This is a genomic window from Halomonas sp. BC2 (genome assembly GCF_002078115.1).
GTDB classification, from domain to species: domain Bacteria; phylum Pseudomonadota; class Gammaproteobacteria; order Pseudomonadales; family Halomonadaceae; genus Vreelandella; species Vreelandella stevensii.
In genome coordinates, this window is the sequence record NZ_LFGT01000009.1 from 140,639 (window position 1) to 162,347 (window position 21,709).

The window sequence follows — 21,709 nt, forward strand, 5'->3', positions numbered from 1 at the left end:
CGCGACATCATCATCGCCATCGATGCCGGGCACGGAGGGGAAGACCCCGGTGCCATCGGGCCTGCCGGTACTCGGGAGAAGGACGTGGTGCTGGAGATTTCCCGCCGCCTGGCCGCAGAGGTCAATCGAACCGAAGGCTTCAAGGCGGTGCTGATTCGTGACGGTGACTACTATCTTGGCCTGCGCCAGCGTACCCAGCTGGCCCGAGAGCAGAAAGCCGATTTCTTCGTCTCCATTCATGCGGATGCTTTCACTAGCCCTCGGCCGCAAGGCAGCTCGGTGTATGCGCTTTCCCAGCGGGGGGCCACGTCGGAAACCGCTCAGTGGCTGGCCGACAGCGAAAACCGCGCCGACCTGATAGGCGGTGTCGACGGCAGTCTGTCGCTGCGCGACAAGGACCAAGTGCTGCGTGGCGTACTGCTCGACTTGACCATGACGGCCACGCTCAACGACTCGCTCTCCATCGGTGGGCAGGTGCTGGAGCAGTTGGGCCGGGTGAACCGCCTCCACAAGAGTCGCGTGGAGCAGGCCGGTTTCATGGTGCTCAAGTCGCCGGACATTCCGTCGCTGTTGATCGAGGTGGGCTTCATTTCCAATCCCGACGAAGAGCGACGGCTACGCGACCCGGTGCATCAGCAAGGCCTGTCGACGGCGATTTTCAGCGGCCTGCGCGAGCATTTTCAGAGCAACCCGCCACCGGCCAGCCTGCTGGCCTGGCAGCGCGACAATCAGCGCCGCCCCACGGGCAACGAGTATCGTATCCAGTCTGGCGATACCCTGTCGGCCATCGCGATTCGCCATGGCGTGCCGGTGAACCAGCTCAAGCAGGCCAATGACCTGAACGGCGACGTGATTCGTGTGGGTCAGGTGCTGCGTATTCCCAGCTCTTGAAACGGATGACGAGCAGGCCGAGGCAACAGCGCTATGGAAACGAAGCAACGAAAACAGGTGAGGTGAAGGTTGGCTGAATTGACTTCTGCCGCTGGGCGGATACAGGTACTGGACCCCCGTCTGGCGAACCAGATTGCGGCCGGAGAAGTAGTCGAGCGGCCTTCGTCGGTGGCCAAGGAGTTGATCGAAAACGCCATCGATGCGGGCAGCCAGCGCATCGAGGTGGATATCGAGCAGGGCGGCGCCCGCTTGATCAAGATTCGCGACGACGGCATCGGTATCGGCGAGCAGGACCTGCCGCTGGCCCTGGCGCGTCATGCCACCAGCAAGATCACCAGCCTGGAAGATCTCGAAGGCGTCAGTTCGCTGGGGTTTCGTGGGGAGGCGCTGGCCTCCATCAGCTCGGTCTCCCGGCTGGAGCTGGTATCCAATGCTGAAGACGATCCTCGCCAAGGGTGGCGGGTGGTGGCGGAAGGGCGTGGCATGGAGGCCAGAGTGACGCCTGCGCCGCACCCGCGTGGTACTAGCGTGGCGGTGCGTGATTTGTTCTTCAACACGCCGGCCAGACGCAAGTTTCTGCGCACCGAGAAGACCGAGTTCGCCCATGTGGAAGAGGCGTTCCGCCGCCAGGCCTTGTCGCGTTACGATATTGGCTGGGTGCTGCGCCATAATCAGAAAGTGGTGCATCAACTGCCGCCCGGGGATACCGCCGCCGCGCGAGAGCGGCGCATCGCTTCGCTGCTGGGCAAGAACTTCATCGAGCATGCCCGCTACATCGAGCGGGAAGCCGGGGGGCTAAGGCTCAGTGGCTGGGTGGGCCTGCCGACGCACTCGCGCTCCCAGGCGGACCAGCAGTACTTCTTCGTCAATGGGCGCGTCGTGCGTGATCGGCTGGTGGCCCACGCGGTGCGTCAGGCCTACCGAGACGTGCTCTACAACGGTCGGCATCCGGTCTTCGTGCTCTACCTGGAGCTGGACCCGGACGTGGTGGACGTCAACGTGCACCCCACCAAGCATGAAGTGCGCTTTCGCGATGGGCGCATGGTGCACGATTTTCTCTACTCCAGCCTGCATCACTGCCTGGCGGTGTCGCGGCCAAGTGAAGGTGTCGGGCCCGAGGCTGACCAAGCCCCGCGAGCCGAGTCGATTCCGTCTGATGCCGAGCCGCCTGCGGCCCCGACGCCCCGCTGGCAGCAGCAGGGCATGGCGTTGGCGGAGAGTGAGGGTCGTCATCCCGGCGCCGAGCGGGTGCGGCGGTTCATGCAGGGCTACCAGGCGCTTCACCCCGACCATGAAGAGACGCTACTGACGCCTCAGCCCAGCCCGCCATCGGCAACGATGCCTGACGCCCATCAGGTGCGCGAGGCGCCGCCCGTCATGCCCCAGCAGGATGCCACGGCCGCGCCGCCGCTCGGGTTCGCGCTGGGTCAGCTGCATGGTGTTTATATTCTGGCTCAGAACGCCCACGGGTTGGTGCTGGTGGATATGCATGCGGCCCATGAGCGCATCGTCTATGAGCGCATGAAGCAGCAGTGGTCTGCCGCGCAGGGGATCGATGCTCAGCCGCTGCTGGTGCCGGTGTCGCTGGCCGCCAGCCGCAGCGAAGTGGCGACGGCCGAAAGCGAGCGCGAGGCCATTGCGCAGCTAGGTATCGAGCTGGACGTGGCAGGGCCGGAAACGCTGCTGGTTCGCCAGTTGCCAGCCCTGCTGGCCCAGGCAGACCCCGAGGCACTGGTGCGAGAAATGTTGGAGGAGCTGTCGCGCTTTGGCCGCACTCATCAGGTAGAGGCGCGCATTCACGAGCTGCTCTCCACCATGGCTTGCCATGGCAGCGTGCGCGCCAATCGCCGCCTGACGCTGGATGAAATGAATGCGCTGCTGCGCGACATGGAGCGCACCGAGCGTAGCGACCAGTGTAACCATGGTCGCCCCACCTGGACGCAAATGAACATGAAGGCGCTCGATCGCCTGTTCTTGCGTGGCCAGTAGCCTTGAGACACCCCCTATGAACCTATTCCGTGAAGCAGGCCAGACCGATGGTTGACCAGCGCCCTTTGGCGATTTTCTTGATGGGGCCTACCGCAGCAGGCAAGACCGATGCGGCCATTGCGCTGCACGAAACCCTGGGGCACGAACTGATCAGCGTCGATTCGGCCATGGTTTACCGTGGCATGGATATCGGCAGCGCCAAACCGAGTGCTGCCGAGCTGGCCCGCGCCCCTCATCGGCTGATCGACCTGCGGGACCCGGCAGACCCCTATTCCGCCGCTGATTTTCGTGAAGATGCACTGCGCGAGATGCGGCAAATCAGCGCGGCAGGCAAAGTCCCCCTATTGGTGGGCGGTACCATGCTCTACTTCAAACGCCTGGTGGAAGGGGTGGCCAATCTGCCCGCCGCAGACCCACTCATTCGTGAGCGGCTGGCGGCCATGCAGGCAGAGCAAGGGCTGGCAGCGCTGCATCGCGAACTGGCCAGCGTGGATCCGGTCTCGGCGGCGCGCATTCATCCCAACGACCCGCAGCGGCTGATGCGTGCTCTGGAAGTGTTCCATGCCAGCGGCAGGCCGATGAGCGAGCTGTGGGCTGAACAGGAAACGGAAACCTTTCCCTGGCGGGTGCTGTCGATAGCCTTGTCGCCGCTCGATCGCTCGGTATTGCACCGGCGCATTGCCCAGCGATTTGACGCCATGCTGGATGAGGGCTTGATTGATGAGGTCGCCGCCCTCACAAAGCGTAAAGATATTCATGCGGGCTTGCCCTCCATGAAAAGTGTTGGCTACCGTCAAGTATGGGAATATCTGAATGGTGAGTATGACCGGGACGAGCTGGTGTCTCGGGGAGTGATCGCTACACGTCAACTGGCCAAGCGGCAGCTGACGTGGCTGCGTAGCTGGCCAGCACTGCGCTGGATAGATACGCAGCAGCCGGATGCGCTGGATAAGCTGCTGAAATTCGTGCGTGAAAGCGGTGCTTAGCGTAAGATAGTGATTTCGTAACAAGTGTTTTAGAGTGATTGTTTTAGAGTGGCCTTTGGCGCTCGAATCGACACTAGGCCTTTCGGGCAACAAGATTGCGGCGCAGCACCAGTAGGGCGCGCCATTTGATAACCAACCCCAACGACAGTTTAGGGAGAACAACATGTCCAAAGGGCAGTCCCTTCAAGACCCGTACCTGAATATTTTGCGCAAGGAGCGCATCCCGGTCTCTATTTTCCTGGTAAACGGCATTAAGCTACAGGGCCAGATTGAATCGTTTGACCAGTTTGTCATCTTGTTGCGCAATACCGTCAGTCAGATGGTTTATAAACACGCCATTTCCACCGTCGTGCCCTCGCGCAATGTGCGCCTGCCAGCACAGGATCCCTCAGCGGCAGACGCTGACATCTGAGACGGCTGGATGGCAAGAGAGTCCATGAGGTATTGATTGTTTTTTGAACGCCCTGAAGCCGGTGAAACGGCAGTCCTTGTTCACGTAGATTTCTATGATGAACAGGCACGAGAAGACCCGGGTGAGTTCCTGGAACTTGTGCGCTCTGCCGGTGCAGAGCCCGCGACATTGCTCACAGCCAGCCGCCAGCGACCCGATTCCCGAACCTTCATCGGAACCGGGAAGCTGGAGGAGCTGCGGGCAATGCTCGCAGCCCATGAAGCAGAACTGGTGATCTTCAACCACAGTTTAAGCCCTTCCCAGCAGCGTAATCTTGAGAAGGAACTCAAGTGCCGTGTGTTGGATCGCACTGGGCTGATTCTCGATATTTTTGCTCAGCGGGCACGAACCCATGAGGGCAAGCTGCAAGTCGAACTTGCCCAGCTAGAATACATGTCCACCCGCCTGATACGCGGATGGACCCACCTTGAGCGTCAAAAAGGTGGCATTGGCTTGCGCGGTCCTGGCGAAACACAGCTGGAGACCGACCGGCGTTTGCTGCGTGGCCGCATCAAGTCCATCCACAAGCGTCTGGACAAGGTGCGCAGCCAGCGTGAGCAGAATCGCCGCGCCCGAGCCAGGGCCGAAATCCATAGCGTGTCGCTGGTGGGGTACACCAACGCGGGTAAATCGACGCTATTCAACGCGCTGACCAGCGCAGAGGTGTATGCCGCCGATCAGCTGTTCGCGACGCTGGACCCGACGCTCAGACGGTTGGAAATAGAAGATGTCGGCCCCGTCGTGCTGGCCGATACCGTAGGCTTCATCCGTCACCTGCCGCACAAGCTGGTGGAGGCGTTCCAGGCGACCCTGCAAGAGGCTTCCGAAGCCACGTTGCTGGTCCACGTCATCGACGCCGCCGACCCGGATCGCGAATTGAACGTGGCGCAGGTGGACGAGGTGCTCAAGGAAATTGGTGCCGACAGCGTGCCGGTGCTCAAGGTCATGAACAAGATCGACAAGCTGGATAGCGCACCGCGCATCGAGTACGACGGTCATGGCGTGCCGAGCGTGGTATGGCTATCTGCTCAGCAGGGGCAGGGTCTGGAGCTGCTGCACAAAGCGCTGTCAGAGCGTCTGGCCAATGACGTGATCGGTTTTTCGCTGACCCTGGCGCCAGAACAGGGCAGGCTGCGCGCTGGCCTGCATGAGCTGAATGCCGTACGCGAAGAGAGTTTCGACGAGCAGGGGCGCTCCGTGCTGGACGTGCGCCTGCCGCGGCGTGATTTCAACCAGCTGATGGCGCAGCTGGGCGAGCGCGCCAATACCTATTTACCAGAAGCATTACGCGAATCTGACGAATGGTAGCCCTTCAAGTGCCAGCTGCCCATGGTGCAGTGTTGTGGGGGTATGGTACAAGATTGATATAGCAATAATATCAAAAGCACTCGGCCTTGCCTGAGCGTAAGGTACGGTGCAGGTGAACACCTTAGTGGAGACGAAGTATGGCCTGGAATGAGCCCGGTGGTGGCAACCAGCACGACCCCTGGAGCAGTGGGGGGCGTCGTGGTAGCAATAACGGCGGTAACAACGGCGGAGGCAATGGTGGGAACGGCGGTAACAATCAGGGGCCTCCCGATCTTGATGAAGCGCTCAAGAAGTTTCAAGACAAGCTGAACGGCATGCTGGGCGGCGGCAAGAAGAGCGGTAGCGGTGGCAACAAGGGCGGCGGCAAGCCGCGCAACTCGTTTGCACTGCCCGGGCTGCTGCTGATCGTGGCGCTGGCCATTTGGGGTGCGTCCGGTTTCTATCTGGTCGATCAGTCCGAGCGTGGCGTCGTGCTGCGTTTTGGTGAGTTCCAGGGCATCGTTAGTCCCGGTCTGCAGTGGAATCCGCCGCTGATCGACGATGTGCGTATGGTGAACGTCACCCGCGTTCGCTCCGTTGCACAGACCCAGTCGATGCTGACTCGCGATGAAAACATCGTCGAAGTCGAAATCTCGGCCCAGTATCAGGTGGCCAATCCACGTGATTTCGTACTGAACGTGCGCGACCCGGCACTCTCCATCGAGAATGCGCTGGACTCGGCTCTGCGCCATGTGGTGGGTGGCACCGACATGATCGATATTCTGACCTCGGGTCGTGAAATTCTCGGTAGCTCGGTGGCCAGCCGTCTGCAGGCCTATCTGGATGCCTATGGTGCCGGTATTCGTCTGCAGACCATCAACATCGAGTCCACCTCGGCGCCCGCGCCAGTGATCGATGCTTTCGATGATGTTATCCGTGCCCGCGAAGATCGCCAGCGGACCATCAACGAAGGTATGGCCTATGCCAACGCGATCATCCCGGCTGCACAAGGTCAGGCTCAGCGTGTGGTAGAGCAGGGGCAGGGTTATCGTGAGTCGGTCGTTGCCGAAGCACAGGGTCAGGCCAACCGCTTCAATGCGCTGTTGACCGAATACCGGAACTCACCGGAAGTGATGCGCGAGCGTATGTACCTGGATGCCATCGAAGAAGTCTTTGGGAACACGCCCAAGGTGCTGCTGGATATCAGCGACAATGCGCCCTTGATGTACCTGCCACTGGATCAGATGCGTAGTGGAAGCAGCGGCGGTTCGAGCAGCTCCAGCAGCAACGACAGCAGCGGTAACAGCAGTGACGCCCTCGACCCGCGTGTGCTCGATTCGCTGCGTACCAGTCAGGGTGGCGTTTCGTCATCATCCAGTAGTTCGTCCATTCGCAGGGAGGGTCGCTAAATGATTAATAACCGTTCCCTGCTGATCGTGGGTGGCCTGGCCGCAGTGGCCTGGCTGGCCAGCAACAGCCTGTACGTGGTGGATGAGACCGAGCGTGCCGTCAAGCTGCGCTTTGGTGAAGTCATCGAAGAGAACATTCAGCCTGGGCTTCACGTCAAGATTCCGATTGCCCAGACCGTGCGCAAGTTCGACGTGCGTCTGCTGACCCTCGATACCGATACCAGCCGTTATCTGACCCTCGAGCAGAAAGCGGTCATCGTCGACTCCTACGTCAAGTGGCAGGTGGTCAACCCCACCCGTTACTACGAGGCCACTGCGGGTGACGAGATGATGGCGGTACGCCTGATTCAGCCCCGTGTCGACGAAAGCCTGCGTAATGAGTTCGGTCGTCTCAATCTTCAGGAAATCATTGCCGAGCGCCGTGATGACCTGATGACCGGACCCACCGGCGAACTCGACGAGCTGATGCGTGAAGAGTTGGGCGTGGCGATTCGTGATATTCGTATCAAGCGGATCGACCTGCCGGAAGACGTATCCGCTGCCGTCTTCGAGCGGATGCGCTCAGAACGTGAGCGTGAAGCGCGCGAGTGGCGTGCCCAGGGTCAGGAAGAGGCCGAGCGTATTCGCGCCAACGCCGACCGCCGCCGTCAGGTTCTGTTGGCGCAAGCCAACGAGCGTTCCGAGACCCTGCGTGGTGAAGGGGATGCCGAAGCCGCCGCGATCTTCTCCCAGGCTTACAGCCAGGATCAGGAATTCTTCGCCTTCTGGCGTAGCCTGAACGCCTATCGCCAGAGCTTTTCCGGCGACGGCAACCTGCTGGTACTGGAGCCAGACAGCGACTTCTTCCGCTACCTGCGCAGCGCCATGCCGGCCAGCGACGAGTAAGCGAAGGATGCTGGTTTCCCGCTGGGCGATGCGCCCGGCGGGGTTCAACTGGGCTCCAAACGTGGTAGACTTTATCAACCGGGCGTCGCCCGGTTTTTTTGTGGCCCCATGTTACGTGCGTTATCAGGCCGGGCAGGTCAAGATGCCCACCTGGTGCCGTCGGCCGGGCCTTCATCGTCTTGCAGGATTGTTCACATGACCATCGCTGACCGCTGGCTACTGCCCGACGGCATGGATGAGGTGCTGCCGCCTCAGGCAAGCCGCATGGAAGAGCTGCGCCGTGCGCTGCTCGATCTTTATCACGCCTGGGGCTATGACCAGGTAATGCCGCCACCGGTAGAATTTCTCGACTCGCTGCTGACCGGTACCGGTACCGACCTCGACCTCCAAACCTTCAAGCTGACCGACCAGCTGACGGGTCGCATGATGGGCGCCTCGGCAGACGTCACGCCCCAGGTAGCGCGAATGGATGCGCACTCGCTGAAGCGTCAGGGGCCGGTACGCCTGTGCTATTGCACCAACGTGCTGCGTGCCAAGGCCGACCAGCACCAAGGGGGGCGCAGCCCCGTGCAGGTGGGTGTCGAGCTGTTTGGCCATGCGGGGCTTGAAGCCGACAGCGAAATCATTCACCTGGCGCTTGCCAGCCTGCATGCCGCCGGTGCCAGTGAGATCCACTTGGCGCTGGGGCATATCGGTATTTATCGCAGCCTGGTCGAAGCCGCTGCGCTCAGCGAAGAGCAGGAGCGGGCGCTGTTCGAGGCGCTGGCGCTCAAATCGCCTGGGCAGTTGGCCGAGCAAGTGGCGGCCAGCGTCAAGGATCCGGTATTGGCGGATATGCTGATGGCGCTTGGCGAACTGCACGGCAATGCCGAGGTGCTGAGCGAAGCGCGTGAGCGGTTTGCAGGCGCACCGGCGCCGGTCAATGCCGCGTTGGATCAGCTGGAAGCGCTGTACAAAGGGGTGTTGGCGCGTTTCGACGTGGCCCTGTACTTCGACCTGGCCGAGCTGCGTGGCTATCAGTACCACACCGGCATGATGTTTGCGGCTTACGTTCCCGGTTATGGCTACGCATTGGCCAAAGGGGGGCGCTATGATGATACTGGGCGTGCCTTTGGGCGTGCCCGCCCGGCGACGGGCTTCTCGATGGATCTGAAACAGCTGGCCTCCCTGGCGCCAGCGTCTCCTGACCGCAAAGCGGTGTGGGCGCCAGCCCAGCAGGATGAGTCGCTCAATGCTGCCATCGTGGCACTGCGCGAGCAGGGTGAACGCGTTATTCAAGCGCTGCCTGGGCAGCGTACTGGGCCGGCGGAGCACAACTGTGACCGCCGTCTTGAGTTTATCGACGGCCGTTGGCAGACAGCGGCCCTGACACAAGAGACGAGTGCATAATGGGTAAGAATGTCGTAGTCCTGGGGACTCAGTGGGGCGATGAAGGCAAAGGCAAGATCGTTGATCTGTTGACCGAGTCCGCTTCTGCCGTGGTTCGCTTTCAAGGTGGCCACAATGCTGGCCACACGCTGGTCATTGATGGTGAGAAAACCGTTCTTCACCTGATTCCGTCCGGCGTGCTGCGTCCGGGCAAGACCTGCGTCATCGGCAATGGCGTCGTGCTCTCTCCGGAAGCCTTGATCAAGGAGATTCGTGAGCTGGAAGCCAAGGGCGTGCCGGTGCGTGAGCGTCTGCGCCTGTCGCCAGCCTGCCCGCTGATCCTGCCGTACCACGTGCGCCTGGATCAGGCGCGTGAGAAGGCCCGCGGCGTGGCCAAGATCGGCACTACCGGTCGTGGCATCGGCCCGGCTTATGAAGACAAGGTCGCCCGTCGTGGCCTGCGCCTGGGCGATATGCTGCATCGCGAGCGTTTTGCCTCCAAGCTGGGCGAAGTTCTCGATTACCACAACTTCGTCCTGGTGAATTACCACGGCGAACCGGCGGTGGATTTCCAGGAAGTGCTCGATAGCGCCATGCAGATGGCCGAAGAGCTGCGCCCCATGGTCAGCGATACCGTCAGCATGGTCCACGACCTGCGCAAGGCCGGTGAGAACATTCTGTTCGAAGGGGCTCAAGGCTCGCTGCTGGATATCGACCACGGTACCTACCCCTACGTGACCAGCTCCAACACCACGGCCGGTGGTACCGCCACCGGCTCTGGCGTGGGTCCGCTGTACCTGGATTACGTGCTGGGTATCACCAAGGCGTACACCACGCGTGTAGGCTCTGGCCCGTTCCCCACTGAGCTGTTCGACGACCACGGCCGCCACCTGGCCGAGCGCGGTCATGAGTTCGGCGCTACCACCGGGCGTCCGCGTCGCTGTGGCTGGTTCGACGCCGTAGCGCTGCGCCACGCCGTGCAGATCAACTCGGTCTCGGGTATCTGCTTGACCAAGCTGGACGTGCTCGATGGCCTGGAGAACATTCGCGTCTGTGTCGGCTATCGCAGCAAGGACGGCGAAGTGCTCGACAATCCGGTGGACTCAGAGGGCTACGAAGCCATCGAGCCGGTCTATCACGACCTGCCGGGTTGGAAAGAGTCGACCCTGGGCGCCAAGAAGGTCGAAGATCTGCCCGCCAACGCTCGTGCCTACATCAGCTACCTGGAAGAGCAGGTAGGCACCAGCATTGATATCATCTCTACCGGCCCTGACCGCGTGGAAACCATCGTGCTGCGCAATCCCTTCGACAGCTAATACCTGCCGATGCCAGCCAAACGGGGCGACGGTGACGTCGCCCCGTTTTGTTTGCAGCCCTGGCGCGCACTCAAAAGTCGATGCCGCGCCGCGCCTGCAGGCCGTTATTGAAGGCGTGACGCAGCTCCTGCATTTCTGTCACCGTGTCGGCCATGGCCACCAGCTCGCGATGGGCATTGCGCCCCGTGATGATGACGGTTTGCTCCCTCGGTCGATTGGCCAAGGCCTGTTTGACCGTGGCGATGTCGAGATAGCCGAACTTGAGCATGTAGGTGATTTCATCGAGCACCACCAGGTAGGTGTCGGGGTCGCTCAGCATGGCCTCGGCCTGCTGCCATACGGCCTGGCAGGCAGCGGTGTCGGCCTCGCGGTTTTGGGTATCCCAGGTGAAGCCGGTGGCCATGATGGCAACGCTCAAGTGCGGGTCTTCTTCCAGGCGATTGCGCTCGCCACACTCCCATAGCCCCTTGATGAACTGCACGACGCCGACTTTATAGCCGTAGCCCAGCGCCCGGGTTACGGTGCCCCAGGCAGCCGTGGTCTTGCCTTTGCCGTTGCCCGTATTGACCAGCAGCAGGCCACGCTGCTCGGTGGCCTTGGCGACTTTCTCGTCCACGTGGGCCTTGAGTTTTTCCATGGCCGCCCTGTGGCGCGTCTCGCGATCGCTCATCAGATTTTGCGCGAGAAACCCGGTGCTTTAGCGCCGGGAGGGATAGCGCGTCGCCCGCAGGGCGACTGGGTTACGCCACCGCCTGTCCCGCTCCTCCTGTTAGGTGGGTGAAGGGTGTAAAGTGATAGCCGTAGCCATCACTCCGTTGGATGAGGGTGCAGTATTTGTGCGAGATGCCTTGCACGGCCCCCTGTTCGGTCTGGATGTTAAAACTGCCGGTTTTGCGTACCGCGACACGCCCCGTATGGGTACCTGCTTTCTTGCCAGTCGGTACCATCGCACGCACCATGTCGCCGGTTTGAAAGCCGTGCACCTGCTTCTGGCGCATCAGATAGCCACGCGGAAACCCGTGTTTCGTTAAGCGGGTGCGCTGATAGCTGCCACGCCCCATCGCCTTGATGGTTAATGTGGGCACCTGCCAAGCATGTAGTGCGTCGAACGCACCGACACAGGCCGCGTCTAGGGCATGGGTTTTAGGAATGCCCAGTCGCTGGCGGTTGTACTTGGTGCGACCGCCGGTGCCGACAGCCACCGGCAAGCTAGTCGCTTTGAGCGCATTAAACAGCGCCCAGCGCGTGGCATTGACCGCGCTGGCATCGCGCAGCGGTTGCTTGAGCTGGCGCTGCACACGCTCAAGCCGAGCGTTAGCGGTGTGGCCGTTGGCTTTCAGGCGCTTTTTCAGGCCTTTGTCAGTGGCGAAAAAATCCACCAGTGACAGTGCATCCTTGCTCTGGTTGCAGGGGTGGCAGCTTAGGGTCAAATTGCTGACACGATTCGAGCCGCCGCATGAACGCGGCACCACATGCTCGATCTCCAGCGGCGTATCGGCGGTGCCGCAATAGGCACATTCACGGCCCCATTTTTCCAGCAGGTACTCGCGTACTTCGTAGCCCAGCAGCGTGCCTTGCTGGTACTCGACGCCGTTGATCTCGGGGTTATTCAGCTTCTGCGTATCAAAGCGCACCAACTCTTGGCTGATGGCTGTTACAGGAGCCAAACGACTCAACCGGTTCACCCAGGCCATGACGGTATCGACGCGATGCTGCAGCGACGGTGCCAGCCAGCCCTTAGGTTTGATGCGATTATTGAAGCGCGGGGCGCGGTAGCGCAGGTTGGCACTGCGGCGCCGACGCCGAAAGGCGGCGCGTTGTTGTAATGCCTTTTTGATCTGAAAGCCGCGATGGATCAGTTCAAACAGGCACAGCACATGCCGCTGTTCGCTATCTGTTTCACGCATCAGCGCCAGCCCGGTCGTTTTGCTGCCAGGGTCGACGCCCAGGCTTAGTGGCTGCGTGCTACCGCCCACTCGATCTTTCAGCCGGATCGTGAACGGGTAACGCTTATGCACCACGGCACGACCACGCGCCAGCAGCAACCGAGCACGCTTTTCACTGCACGGCATCAACGGACGCTTCTGTTTGTCCAATACGAAAACCGCCATGCGATCTTCTCCTAATCAATGCCCTTACGGGCCTGGTGTCGCGGGGCTTGCGCCTCGTCTCCCCTCGGGAATGTCGATAACCGGCTCCTGCCTTGTGGCAGCGGTCAAGACCTTCGGCGTTTTACCCTGCGCCAGCATGATCTTGGCCTTTCAGCGCCACGGACTGAGGAAGCATCCGTGGGTGAGTCTTAGCGACCTGTTATCAACGTAGCGGGTTGGCTACCGCTCTCCCTGGTCAACCTAGCTTGTGGTCACAAGCTCCCGCCTTCAGGCGGGGGTAGTTGACCGAATCTCCTCGTGATGGGGTGTCGTGCCCTGTCGAATTTACGCTGAGTAAAAACTTCGGGTAACAGAATTGGCCGCTGAGTGCCTTGCTGCTCTAGAATAGGAGGCTATGTCTCGATAGGAAACAGGTCATGCCATCTTTTGATATTGTGTCAGAGTTCGATCAACACGAAGCCGCCAATGCGGTGGACCAGGCGAACCGCGAAGTGCAGTCGCGCTTTGATTTTAAAGGCGTGGACGCCAGTTTTGCACTGGAAGGCGACAAGGTACAGCTGGAAGCCGAAGTCGACTTCCAGCTCAAGCAGATGCTCGATGTGATGCGCAGTCGGCTGATCGCACGGGGTATCGATGCGCGCTGCATGGACGTCAAGGACCCGGTGCTTTCTGGAGTGAAAGCTCGTCAGGAAGTAGTGCTCAAGCAGGGGCTCGACCAGGCAGAAGCCAAGGACGTCGTCAAGCGTATCAAGGCCAGCAAGCTCAAGGTGCAGGCCCAGATTCAGGGTGAAAAGGTGCGCGTGACGGGCAAGAAGCGCGACGACCTGCAAAGCGTAATGGCCCTGCTGCGCGGCGAAGAGGGGCCCGACCTGCCGCTTCAGTTCGATAATTTCCGCGACTGATCACAACCGCATAGCCGCGTCGTGCAGCCGAAGGCTGCCATGGCGCGTTCACTTTATTGCCCACAGGAGTCACGAATCATGTCTGATCCGCAGCCGGTCTATTTAAGCGACTACCAGCCGCCCGACTATCAGGTCACCCATACCGAGCTGACGTTTGATCTTGACCCCACCGCGACCCGTGTCAAGGCACGTTTGACCATTGAGCGCCATGCCCAGGCCGCGCCGCAGGCGCCGCTAGTGCTCAATGGCGAGCATTTGACCCTGCGCTCGCTCGAACTCGACGGTCGCTCGCTGGCAGAGAGCGAGTACCAGTTGAGCGATACCCAGCTCACCATTGGTGAGGTGCCCAAGGCGTTCGTGTTGGAGAGTGAGGTCGAGATTTCACCCAGCACCAACACCGCTCTGGAAGGGCTCTATCAATCCAACGGCATGTACTGTACCCAGTGCGAGGCTGAGGGGTTTAGGCGTATCACCTTTTATCCTGACCGCCCCGACGTCATGGCCACTTACAAGGTCACGGTGGTGGGCGATGCCGAAAGCGAGCCGGTGCTGCTGGCCAACGGCAACCCCGTCGAGCGTGGCGAGTTGCCTGGCGGGCGTCACTTCGTCACCTGGCAAGACCCGCATCCCAAACCCTGCTACCTGTTTGCCCTGGTGGCGGGCAATCTGCACAAGGTCGAGGATCACTTCACGACCCTGAGCGGTCGTCGCGTGACCCTGCAGCTTTGGGTGGAGCAGGAAAACCTGAACAAGACCGATCACGCCATGGCATCGCTGAAGCGCTCCATGGCCTGGGATGAGCAGACCTACGGGCGTGAGTATGACCTGGACCTGTTCATGATCGTGGCGGTGAACGATTTCAACATGGGGGCCATGGAGAACAAGGGGCTGAACATCTTCAATTCGGCAGCCGTGTTGACCCACCCGGATACGGCTACCGACGCGGCTTTCCAGAACGTGGAAGGCATCGTGGCCCACGAATACTTCCACAACTGGTCGGGTAACCGGGTCACTTGTCGGGACTGGTTTCAGCTGTCGCTGAAAGAGGGCTTCACGGTCTTCCGGGACCAGTGCTTTTCGGCGGACGTCAACTCGGCGCCGGTCAAGCGTATTCAGGACGTATCGTTTTTCCGTACGGCGCAGTTTGCCGAAGATGCTGGCCCCACGGCTCACCCCGTACGCCCAGACCACTATATCGAAATCACCAATTTCTACACCCTGACCATTTACGAAAAGGGTGCTGAAATCGTACGCATGCTGCGCAACCTGCTGGGCTGGGAGGCGTTCCGTCGCGGTGCCGACCGCTACTTCGAGCGCTTCGACGGTCAGGCCGTGACCATCGAAGACTTCGTCGGCTGCATGGCCGAGGTCTCGGGGCTGGATCTGGAGCAGTTCATGCGCTGGTACGCCCAGGCAGGCACCCCCGAGATAGACGCCAACGGCGAATACGACTATGCCAATGCGGTGTACCGCCTGACGCTGCGCCAGCGTACCCCGGCGACACCCGGCCAGCCGGTGAAGCAGCCGCTGCACATCCCCGTGCGTATGGGGTTGGTCGGCACCAAGTCGGGCCACGACCTGCCCCTGACGCTGAACGGCGAGTCGCTGGGCAAGGATGCCGTGGTGCACTTGACCGACGATGAGCAGACGTTTGTGTTCACCGACGTTCCTGAAGCGCCAGTACCTTCGCTGTTGCGCGATTTCTCGGCCCCGGTGAAGCTGCACTTCCCCTACTCACGGGAAGAGCTGGCGTTCTTGCTGACCCACGACAGCGATGGCTTCAATCGTTGGGATGCCGGTCAGCGGCTGGCCATGCTGGCGCTGGACGATCTGATCGCTGCTCATCGCAACGGGGTCGAAAAAGTCATGGACGGTCGCGTGGTGGAGGCCTTCAGAACCCTGTTGACGGGCCCCATGCAGGACAAGGCCGTGCTGGCCGAGATGCTCACGCTGCCCTCCGAGGCCTACATTGCCGAGCTGCAGCCGATCGTCGATGTGGATGCCATCCATGCGGCGCGAGAATTCGTTCGCCAGTCGTTGGCGCTGGCCCTGCGCGAGGAGTTCCTGGCGGTCTACCAGGATAATCTCAGTGATGCGGCCTATGCACCTTCGGCTGAACAAATTGCCCAGCGCAGCCTCAAAAACGTGGCGCTCTCCTATCTGATGTCGATCGAGGATGACGAGGCCGTGGCGCTGTGCGAAGCGCAGTTTACGGCGGGACACAACATGACCGATGTGCGGCACGCCCTGACGCTGCTGGCGCACAGCGACCGTGACGACCTGGCGGCGCCTGCCCTGAAAACGTTTGGCGAAAAGTGGGCCCACGACCCGCTGGTCATGGACCAGTGGTTTACCATCCAGGTTACCCGGCCTCAGGCGGATGTGCTGGAGCGGGTACGCTACTTGATGCAGCACCCGGCCTTCTCGATCAAGAACCCCAACAAGGTGCGTGCGCTGGTGGGGGCATTTGCTCAGAATCGGGTGAACTTCCATCGCCTGGACGGGCAGGGCTATGCATTGCTGGCCGATGTGGTGATCGAGTTGAATCGACTCAACCCGGAAATTGCTGCGCGGCTGGTCACGCCGTTGACCCGCTGGCAGCGCTTTGACGAGGCTCGCCAGCAGTTGATGCGCCAGGAGCTGATGCGCATTCGCCAGGAGCCGCTCTCGGCGAACGTCTACGAAGTGGTCGAAAAAGCGTTGGCTTAAGATCGTTCTTGCGGTTTAACCAGGGAAAGGAAACGCGCCAGTGACAGATCCGAACAAGCACTATCTACTGATCATCAACGGAAAATCAGCGGGCAACCCTGAGCTGCGCGAGGCGGTAGCCGCCCAGCGCAAGGCAGGGGTTGCCATCACGGTACGCGCGACCTGGGAAGGGGGCGATGCCGCCGACTTTGCGGCCGACGCAGAGGCTTTGGGGGCGACCCACGTGGTGGCCTGTGGCGGTGATGGCACGGTCAACGAGGTGGTCAATGGATTGATGCGCCTGCCCCATGACCACCGCCCCCCGCTGGGCATCGTTCCTCTGGGCAGTGCCAATGATTTCGCCACGTCGGTAGGGCTGCCCCTGGAGCCCGGACCTGCGCTGCAAGCGGCTGTGTCGCTTGCAGCGGCGCCCATCGACGTGATTCGCATGACGGCGGAAGCCAACGGTGAGCAGTCGATCAACTACTACGTCAACATGATGACGGGGGGCTTTGGGGCCGAAATTACCTCTTCGACCCCGAAAACCCTCAAGCGCATGTTGGGCGGGGGTGCCTACTCGCTGATGGGCGCGCTCAAGGCGTGGCGACACCGCAGTTATCGCGGCACGCTGCATTGGGCCGACAGCGAACAGGCCGCTTCGCTGCTGCTGCTGGCGCTGGGCAATGGGCGTCAATCGGGGGGCGGTCAGGTATTGGCACCCAGGGCCCGATTGGATGATGGGCGTCTGGATGTCCTGCTGGTCAAGGATTTCCGTTCGGTGCTGGAACTGCCTGCCTTGTTAGGCGAGCTGCAGCATTTTCCGCCGGACGGCCGCTACGTGCGCTACTTCACGGCCAGCCAATTGACCGTGACCACCAGACCGGAGGATGACCCCTGGCCGCTGACCCTGGATGGCGAAGCGAAGCGCTACGAGCGCTTCACGGCCGAGGTAGTGCCGTTGGCGCTCCAGGTACTGCTGCCCGAAGGGTGTGCGCTGTTGTCGGCCAATGAACGCCCCTAGCCGGTCATTATTGAGCCATTGACTACGAATTTAAGGAGCTATACGCGATGGTGAATCGACTCTGGATCCCTGTGCTGGCCAGCTTGGCGCTGTTACTCAGTGCCTGTGGCGACAGCCAGGAAGAAGCCAACGTTGCCCCGGAAGAGCCCCCTGCCACGCTGACTGACGAGGAGGGGGCTGCCACCTCGGAGGCGGCGCAGGACGACGGGGAGGACGAGGTGCCGGACCCGCAGGAGGTCGAGGACGATATTGAAGCGCGTCAGGCCGCGGAGCAGTTGGAAGCCGCCGAAGCGATGCGCGAGGGCGATGAGCAAGAACCCGGCGTGCCGGAAGCCAGCGAGCTGCAGGCCGGTGAAGAGACGCTGGGGGCCGACCCCGACGACGCTCTGGACGAGGCCAGTGCCATGCCGGGGGAAACCACGCGTTCTGACGTAGACGACATGATCGCCGAAACCGAGCGCCGCTTCGAAGAGGCCCAGCGCCAGCTCGAAGAGCAGTTTCAGGAAGTGGAGCAGCAGCGTCCCGAGCTGGAGCCCATGGAGAGCGAGACCTCATCGAGCGACTGGGAAACGGACAGCGCCATTACGGAGGGAGCGCCGCTGGACGATGGTCTGGAAGTGACCGACGTGGATGCCCTGATCGAAGATACCGAGCGCCGTTTTGAAGAAGCCCAGCGCCGCCTGGAAGAGCAGTTCGAAGAGCTGGAGCGGGAACGGCTGGAGACATCAGGCGCTGGCAACGATACCACGTCGCCCTGATACTACCTCTGATCAAGCTGGCTTCATGGCAGCGCATAAAAGAAGGCCCGCCGGAGCGGGCCTTCTACATTGGCCTGGGTTATACCGGGCGAATGTTGGACGCCTGAAGGCCTTTCTTACCCTGAGTCACTTCGAAGCTGACCTTTTGACCATCCTGCAAGGTCTTGAAGCCTTCAGCCTGAATTTCGGAGAAGTGGGCAAAGAGATCGTCACCGCCGTCATCGGGAGAGATGAAGCCGTAACCTTTCGTATCGTTGAACCACTTGACAGTACCAGTTGCCATCATTCATATCCTTAACGTGCTTGATGATAAGACGGGCATTCACGGTGTTTGCCCGCCAAATTCACTTTAGAAGCAAATAGCCGGGTCGTCCAGTGGCCCTAAGCCCTTCCCGATAACGCCTTTTGCGAGCCTGATACGCATGCCTTTTACCTTGATCGACGCGCAGTTCATCCCGTTTCTGGTGGCCATTACGCTGCTCTCTATCAGCCCCGGGGTGGATACCCTGCTGGTGATTCGCAATACGGCACGCGGTGGCCTGCGCGACGGTATTGCCACCAGCGTGGCCATCTGCTGCGGCCTCTTCGTGCACGCAACGGTGTCGGCGCTGGGCATTTCGCTGATTCTTCTGCAATCGGCTTGGGCATTCAATGCGCTCAAGCTGGCCGGGGCGGCCTATCTGATCTGGCTGGGGGTTTCCAGTTTGATGGCCGCCCGCAGAGGAACGCCGCTGCCCGTCAAAGGCGTCATGCAGAACGCTGCGCCTGTCCCGCTCTGGCAGCCCATCAAGGAAGGGTTGCTGTCGAACGTGCTGAACCCCAAGACCGTGGTGTTTTACATGGCCTTTCTGCCGCAGTTCATCGCGCCCACCGACCCCGCCCTGCTGAAGTCGCTGTGGCTGGCAAGCATTCACTTCGTGATTGCCAACGTCTGGCAGATCAGCGTGGTATTGATGGTCGGGGGTGCCAGCAAATGGCTGGCCAGCGCGCGCTTTGCACAAACCCTGAATGCGGCCACGGGGGCGGTGCTGGTCATGTTCGGGCTGCGGCTAGCGCTGGAGCAGCGCCCGGTGTGACCGGGCGCGGGAGGGGAGCGGAGACAGGCTTAGCGTTGAACCAGCGCGCGGTCGTAGCGAACGCTCTGCTCGCTGTCGTTTAATAGCGAGACACCTTCGCTGCTACCGCCGTTGGCCAGGCTCTCGAAGATGACCCGATAGCTCAGCACGGCCTGCACGTAATCGCGGGTTTCGCGGAAGGGGATGCTCTCCACGAACAGGTCGAACGACTCCATGCTGTTACTGCCCAGCCACTGGTCTACGCGACCAGGGCCGGCATTGTAAGCTGCCGTCGCGGCAAGGCGGTTGCCACGGTAACGGTCGAGCTTGTCACGCAGGTAGGTGCTGCCCAGGCGAATGTTCAGTTCGGGGTCGAGCACGCCGTAAGGCCCGGGGTCGCTGAGTCCCAGTTGGCGACTGACCTGCGTGGCGGTGCCGGGCATCAGCTGCATCAGGCCGCGTGCGCCAGCCGGCGACAGCGCCACGGGGTTGTAGGCGCTCTCCCGACGGGTGATCGCCATCAGCAGGAAGGGGTCTACCCCCGTCATGCGGCCCCAATGCAGAAAACTGTCCCGGTAGGCGGGTGGGAAGCGCCACTCCAGGGCATCCCACATCTCACCGGCAATCGTGGTTTGTACCAGCCGGGCATGCCACTGCTGCTGGGCAGCGTAGTCGGCGAGGGCGCGAGCCTGGTAAGGCGACGCTTCGCGCACGGCATGCAGCCACTCGCTGTTGGCCAGGCCCTCTTCACCAATGCGCAGCAGCGCTTGCGTGCGCTGTACGGCGGGCAGTCGCGCGATATCCTCGCGGGTGGCTTCGTCGAAGTGGTGGCGCTCGTGGTTGAGTCGGTACGGCTGGCCGATTTTTTCAGCGGCGGCAAAGCCATAGAAGCTACGGTCCAGAGCGGCCTGCTGGTAGCGCGCCTGAGCAGCTTCCTGATTACCCAGCTGTTCGTTGGCGCGTCCCAGCCAGTACTGCCAGCGGCTGCTCTCCTGCTGGCTGGCGGGCATCTCTGCAATCCAGTGGATGACATCGGTCCATTGGCGCTCCGCCAGGGCGCGGCGCACCCGAAGCTCCAGCACCCGTTCGCTCTGCAAGGAAGGCAGCACGCTGTCTACCCAGCTCAGCGTGCCGGGCACGTCGCGCACCAGGGCGTAGAAGGCCAGCTCCTCCTCGATGACCTGCTGGTCGCTGGGCGCCAGCGTCAGGCGCGGGGCGATCTGTTGCCAGGCGGCAAAGGCACGGGGCGTGTCTTCGCGGGTATAGCGCTGCATGGCCGCCTGATAGAACGCTGCCGTGGCGGCGCATTCAGGCCCCAGGCAAGTGGGGGCCGTGGTCAGGCTGTTGAGGCTTGTGTTGGCCCGCTCCGCCGTATCGATGGCCGTTTGCCACTGGCCGCTGAGCAATCCTCCCAGGTAAGTGCTCAGGCGCTGCTCGCCTGCTTGCCAGGCCAGCATCTTGCGCTCCCAGATGGCGGTGGCATCGATGGTGCCATCCGCGCGCAGGCGGCTGAACAGGGCGTTGCAGGCGTCCGGCTGTGAGCTGCCCACGCGCCACAGCGCCAGGCCCGCCGTGCGTGCCTGTTCGGGGGCGCGGTCGAGGAGTGCCGTGTAGTAGTAGCACTGCCGTGCCGTACCGGCGGGTTCGCCATCGGCGACGGCCAGCAGGTCGCTGAAACGGCCCGCATAGCCGTAGTTGGCAATGGCCTGGCCGCGCAGCCACTCGCCCAAGGGGGAGTCACCGTGCTGCTCGATGAACTGCAGTACCTGGCTGACAGAGACGTTGGGCAACTGCTGGCGTAGCCGGTGATACTCCACATAGCCGCTGAGGATATGCCCGTCGATGGCGCTCTGGTCGATTTGTTGCCACTGCTGCTGGCGGGCGGCGTTCAATGCATCGCGCATGGCCTCGTCCGAGGCGGCCCAGGACGCAGATGGCAGGCCGATCAGTGCCGCGGCACACAGCGTGCGAAGGGTAGAACGAAATGGCGTTGCCTGCATGGCACTCCCTCTTTAACTGGAACTGGCTGATATGACGGTCGAGTAGGTGATGGCCACCGTCGCGTGGCCGTCGCGATCATGAACTATTTGGCCAAATGACGTTCTGACCATTGTACCCTGAGAGGATTCCCTGACGATGGCACGATTATCTAGCTGGTGGTTGTTTCGTCGCTTGAAAGGTCGGGCCTGGGCCATCAAACGAGTAGCCCGTGCACTCACGCTTTTCCTGCCCATGACCCGCGACGTACTGCGTGGCAGTTTCAGGCCGGTGCCTTGGGCCGCCTTCGGTACCATGGCTCTGGCACTGGCCTATCTGGTCATGCCCTTTGATCTCATCCCTGATTTCCTGGTCATCATTGGCCTGGTCGACGATGTGCTGATCGTCGGTTGGCTGTTGAACCGTGTGGATCGCCACCTGGCCGAATATCGCGCCTGGAAGGCCGAGAACGAGGCAGCGTCGACGGCTGCCTGATCGGCGCGGCTGGTTGGCTAGCGCTTGAAATCCCATCACTTATCCCCATATTGCCTTCATCCTGTTTGACGCCTCTGCCTGGCTGGCAGAGGCGACACGCCACACGAAATAGATGAGGGC

At 61.6% G+C, this 21,709-nt stretch carries 19 protein-coding genes; 15 read left to right on the top strand and 4 right to left on the bottom strand.

Annotated features, from left to right (window positions below; all coding sequences use genetic code 11):
• From B7L71_RS07065 to B7L71_RS07105, 9 genes are all read left to right on the top strand, one after another.
• Window positions 1-891: N-acetylmuramoyl-L-alanine amidase (locus tag B7L71_RS07065; RefSeq protein ID WP_139790081.1), on the top strand; the 891-nt coding region annotated here is incomplete at its 5' end.
• 78 nt (window positions 892-969) lie between these two features.
• Entirely contained in the window at window positions 970-2,880 is a 1,911-nt protein-coding gene (mutL, locus tag B7L71_RS07070; RefSeq protein WP_081136971.1) for a DNA mismatch repair endonuclease MutL, read from the top strand.
• Between the two features lie 47 nt (window positions 2,881-2,927).
• Complete coding sequence (miaA, locus tag B7L71_RS07075; protein ID WP_081136973.1) at window positions 2,928-3,866, top strand: tRNA (adenosine(37)-N6)-dimethylallyltransferase MiaA; 939 nt, start codon at window positions 2,928-2,930, stop codon at window positions 3,864-3,866.
• 163 nt (window positions 3,867-4,029) lie between these two features.
• A complete protein-coding gene (hfq, locus tag B7L71_RS07080; RefSeq protein WP_016913446.1) occupies window positions 4,030-4,278 on the top strand; it encodes an RNA chaperone Hfq in 249 nt (82 codons plus the stop codon).
• 36 nt (window positions 4,279-4,314) lie between these two features.
• Window positions 4,315-5,625: a ribosome rescue GTPase HflX gene (gene hflX / locus B7L71_RS07085; protein WP_081136975.1), complete on the top strand. Its 1,311-nt coding sequence runs from the start codon at window positions 4,315-4,317 to the stop codon at window positions 5,623-5,625.
• A gap of 137 nt (window positions 5,626-5,762) precedes the next feature.
• Window positions 5,763-7,013: an FtsH protease activity modulator HflK gene (hflK, locus tag B7L71_RS07090; protein WP_081136977.1), complete on the top strand. Its 1,251-nt coding sequence runs from the start codon at window positions 5,763-5,765 to the stop codon at window positions 7,011-7,013.
• Entirely contained in the window at window positions 7,014-7,898 is an 885-nt protein-coding gene (hflC, locus tag B7L71_RS07095) for a protease modulator HflC (protein WP_016913449.1), read from the top strand.
• A gap of 195 nt (window positions 7,899-8,093) precedes the next feature.
• Window positions 8,094-9,287, top strand: coding sequence for an ATP phosphoribosyltransferase regulatory subunit (locus tag B7L71_RS07100; protein ID WP_081136979.1), 1,194 nt, complete (start codon window positions 8,094-8,096; stop codon window positions 9,285-9,287).
• The gene (locus tag B7L71_RS07105; protein WP_081136981.1) at window positions 9,287-10,582 is read left to right on the top strand and encodes an adenylosuccinate synthase; all 1,296 of its coding nucleotides are present in this window, start codon (window positions 9,287-9,289) and stop codon (window positions 10,580-10,582) included. Before B7L71_RS07100 ends, B7L71_RS07105 begins: the two co-directional genes overlap by 1 nt.
• Window positions 10,583-10,652: 70 nt before the next feature.
• Here the strand turns inward: B7L71_RS07105 and cobO are convergent, their stop codons facing one another.
• Window positions 10,653-11,252, bottom strand: a complete 600-nt coding sequence (gene cobO / locus B7L71_RS07110; RefSeq protein ID WP_081136983.1) for a cob(I)yrinic acid a,c-diamide adenosyltransferase — start codon at window positions 11,250-11,252, stop codon at window positions 10,653-10,655.
• Window positions 11,253-11,322: 70 nt separating this feature from the next.
• Window positions 11,323-12,693 (bottom strand): RNA-guided endonuclease IscB, encoded by a 1,371-nt coding sequence (iscB, locus tag B7L71_RS07115; protein ID WP_081136985.1) that lies wholly within the window; start codon window positions 12,691-12,693, stop codon window positions 11,323-11,325.
• Between the two features lie 416 nt (window positions 12,694-13,109).
• On the opposite strand from iscB, the gene B7L71_RS07120 reads away from it, so the two are divergent.
• The 4 genes from B7L71_RS07120 (at window position 13,110) to B7L71_RS07135 (ending at window position 18,062) form a co-directional block, all read left to right on the top strand.
• The gene (locus tag B7L71_RS07120) at window positions 13,110-13,595 is read left to right on the top strand and encodes a YajQ family cyclic di-GMP-binding protein (RefSeq protein WP_039177529.1); all 486 of its coding nucleotides are present in this window, start codon (window positions 13,110-13,112) and stop codon (window positions 13,593-13,595) included.
• A 78-nt stretch (window positions 13,596-13,673) separates the two neighbouring features.
• A complete protein-coding gene (gene pepN, locus B7L71_RS07125; protein WP_081136987.1) occupies window positions 13,674-16,304 on the top strand; it encodes an aminopeptidase N in 2,631 nt (876 codons plus the stop codon).
• Window positions 16,305-16,344: 40 nt separating this feature from the next.
• Window positions 16,345-17,304, top strand: a complete 960-nt coding sequence (gene yegS / locus B7L71_RS07130) for a lipid kinase YegS (protein WP_081136989.1) — start codon at window positions 16,345-16,347, stop codon at window positions 17,302-17,304.
• A gap of 47 nt (window positions 17,305-17,351) precedes the next feature.
• Window positions 17,352-18,062: a hypothetical protein gene (locus B7L71_RS07135; protein ID WP_081136991.1), complete on the top strand. Its 711-nt coding sequence runs from the start codon at window positions 17,352-17,354 to the stop codon at window positions 18,060-18,062.
• Window positions 18,063-18,141: 79 nt separating this feature from the next.
• On the opposite strand, the gene B7L71_RS07140 is transcribed toward B7L71_RS07135, so the two are convergent.
• Window positions 18,142-18,345, bottom strand: a complete 204-nt coding sequence (locus B7L71_RS07140) for a cold-shock protein (RefSeq protein ID WP_016913457.1) — start codon at window positions 18,343-18,345, stop codon at window positions 18,142-18,144.
• Between the two features lie 139 nt (window positions 18,346-18,484).
• On the opposite strand from B7L71_RS07140, the gene B7L71_RS07145 reads away from it, so the two are divergent.
• Window positions 18,485-19,138 carry a LysE family translocator gene (locus B7L71_RS07145; protein ID WP_081136993.1) on the top strand — a complete coding sequence of 218 codons (654 nt, stop codon included), beginning with the start codon at window positions 18,485-18,487 and terminating at the stop codon, window positions 19,136-19,138.
• Window positions 19,139-19,167: 29 nt separating this feature from the next.
• Here B7L71_RS07145 and B7L71_RS07150 read toward each other — a convergent pair whose 3' ends face one another.
• Window positions 19,168-21,117, bottom strand: a complete 1,950-nt coding sequence (locus B7L71_RS07150) for a transglycosylase SLT domain-containing protein (RefSeq protein ID WP_081136995.1) — start codon at window positions 21,115-21,117, stop codon at window positions 19,168-19,170.
• A gap of 136 nt (window positions 21,118-21,253) precedes the next feature.
• On the opposite strand from B7L71_RS07150, the gene B7L71_RS07155 reads away from it, so the two are divergent.
• Entirely contained in the window at window positions 21,254-21,589 is a 336-nt protein-coding gene (locus B7L71_RS07155; protein ID WP_016913460.1) for a YkvA family protein, read from the top strand.
• Window positions 21,590-21,709: the final 120 nt, after the last annotated feature.